The 2,881-nt window shown below is 59.4% G+C and carries 1 protein-coding gene; it reads left to right on the top strand.

Annotated elements, in window-relative coordinates; all coding sequences use genetic code 11:
* The coding region (locus BIT28_RS14845) for a beta strand repeat-containing protein (protein ID WP_245823701.1) at positions 1 to 2,881 on the top strand (2,881 nt) is incomplete at both ends.

The following is a 2,881-nucleotide window of genomic DNA, read 5'->3' as shown; positions in this document are numbered from 1 at the left end:
CAATGCGGCGACAGCGGTGACGGCAGCCAGTGCGCTGGATACCGCGGTGCCGAGCGGCCACAGTGTGGCGCTGAATGACACCAGCTACAACAGCTCTGAAGCCAGCTCGGCAAGCTTCAGCTTCACCGGGGCCGAGGTGGGCGCCAGCTACAGCTATACCATCTCCAGCGCCAACGGCGGCAGCGATGTGACCGGCAACGGTACCTTGACGTCAACGACGCAAAGCATCGGCAATATCAACCTGGGTAACCTGAACGACGGTACCCTGACGCTGTCGGTGATAGTGACCGACAGCGCGGGCAATGCCGCGGCGGCGGTGACGGACACGGCCACGCTGGATAAAACTAAGCCCACAGTAACCACCTTCAGTGCCTCGGACACGCAGCTGAAAGTAGGCGAGACGGCCACCATTACCATTGAACTGAGCGAGGCCAGCAGCGACTTCAACATTGGCGATATCAGTGTGACAGGCGGTAGCCTGACAAACTTCGTGTCAACCAGTGCCACCCAGTACAGCGCGCTCTTCACCCCGACGGCCGGTTCAGAAGCCAATGCGACGTTGGACATCAATGCTGATAGCTTCACCGATGCAGCGGGCAACGGCAACACCGCGGCCACCCAGCTGGCACTGACGGTGGATACACAGGCACCGAGTGATCACAGCGTATCCTTTGGCGATACCCTCTACAGCGACTCGGAGAAAGGCAGCGCCTCGTTCAGCTTCACCGGTGCCGAGGTGGGGGCCAGCTACAGTTATACCATCTCCAGCTCAAACGGCGGCACTGATGTGACCGGCAACGGGACCTTGACGTCAGCCACGCAAAGTATCGGCAACATTAACCTGGGCGGCCTGAATGACGGTGATCTAACACTGTCGGTGACGCTTACGGATGCATCGGGCAATGCGGCGACAGCGGTGACGGCAGCCAGTGCGCTGGATACCGCGGTGCCGAGCGGCCACAGTGTGGCCTTTGGCGATACCTTATACAGTGATTCGGAGAAAGGCAGTGCCTCGTTCAGCTTCACCGGGGCCGAGGTGGGCGCCAGCTACAGCTATACCATCTCCAGCGCCAACGGCGGCAGCGATGTGACCGGCAACGGTACCTTGACGTCAACGACGCAAAGCATCGGCAATATCAACCTGGGTAACCTGAACGACGGTACCCTGACGCTGTCGGTGATAGTGACCGACAGCGCGGGCAATGCCGCGGCGGCGGTGACGGACACGGCCACGCTGGATAAAACTAAGCCCACAGTAACCACCTTCAGTGCCTCGGACACGCAGCTGAAAGTAGGCGAGACGGCCACCATTACCATTGAACTGAGCGAGGCCAGCAGCGACTTCAACATTGGCGATATCAGTGTGACAGGCGGTAGCCTGACAAACTTCGTGTCAACCAGTGCCACCCAGTACAGCGCGCTCTTCACCCCGACGGCCGGTTCAGAAGCCAATGCGACGTTGGACATCAATGCTGATAGCTTCACCGATGCAGCGGGCAACGGCAACACCGCGGCCACCCAGCTGGCACTGACGGTGGATACACAGGCACCGAGTGATCACAGCGTATCCTTTGGCGATACCCTCTACAGCGACTCGGAGAAAGGCAGCGCCTCGTTCAGCTTCACCGGTGCCGAGGTGGGGGCCAGCTACAGTTATACCATCTCCAGCTCAAACGGCGGCAGCGATGTGACCGGCAACGGGACCTTGACGTCAGCCACGCAAAGTATCGGCAACATTAACCTGGGCGGCCTGAATGACGGTGATCTAACACTGTCGGTGACGCTTACGGATGCATCGGGCAATGCGGCGACAGCGGTGACGGCAGCCAGTGCGCTGGATACCGCGGTGCCGAGCGGCCACAGTGTGGCCTTTGGCGATACCTTATACAGTGATTCGGAGAAAGGCAGTGCCTCGTTCAGCTTCACCGGGGCCGAGGTGGGCGCCAGCTACAGCTATACCATCTCCAGCGCCAACGGCGGCAGCGATGTGACCGGCAACGGTACCTTGACGTCCGCAACGCAAAGCATCGGTAATATCAACCTGGGTAACTTGAACGACGGCACCCTGACGCTGTCGGTGACAGTGACCGACAGCGCGGGCAATGCGGCGACGGCGGTGACGGATACGGCCACGCTGGATAAAACCAGGCCGACGGTCACCACCTTCAGTGCCTCAGATACGCAGCTGAAAGCAGGCGAGACGGCCACCATCAGTATTGTTCTGAGCGAGGCCAGCAGCGACTTCAACATTGGCGATATCAGCGTAACGGGCGGCGAGCTGTCGAACTTCGTGTCAACCAGCGCCACCCAGTACAGCGTGCTCTTCACCCCAACGGCTGACTCCGAAGCCAATGCGACGCTGGACATCAATGCCGATAGCTTCACCGATGCGGCGGGCAACGGCAACACCGCGGCCACCCAGCTGGTGCTGACAGTCGATACGCAGGCACCGACAGGTCACAGCGTGGTCATTGATCAGGCGCTGATTAACCGGGGTAACGAGGCTGCGCTCAGCTTTACCGTATCAGGTTTGGAAGGTGCAGGTTCATTTACTTATCAAATCAGTGATGGTACCAACAGCGTGTCTGGTGCTTCGCCGGTTGCTGTTGATGCTGTGAGTGAGCAGGTGACCGGATTCGATGTAAGCTCGCTGGCCGAAGGTACCCTGACGTTGTCGGTGGTGGTCTCGGATGAAGCGGGCAATGCTGCCGCGAGCATTTCTGCGACGGTTGTGAAGAAATATAATGTCGCACCGCAGTTATCCGGTACGCCAGCAACAACAGTCAATGAAGATGCCGCCTATAGCTTTACCCCGACCCTGACCGACCCGGATCAGGGAGATACACATACCTATAGTATTGAAAACAAACCGGACTGGGCG

Source organism: Photobacterium proteolyticum, assembly GCF_001939735.1.
Classification (GTDB): Bacteria; Pseudomonadota; Gammaproteobacteria; order Enterobacterales; family Vibrionaceae; genus Photobacterium; species Photobacterium proteolyticum.
The sequence above is the reverse complement of the archived record's forward strand: the minus strand, read 5'-3'. Positions and strand labels throughout refer to the sequence as shown.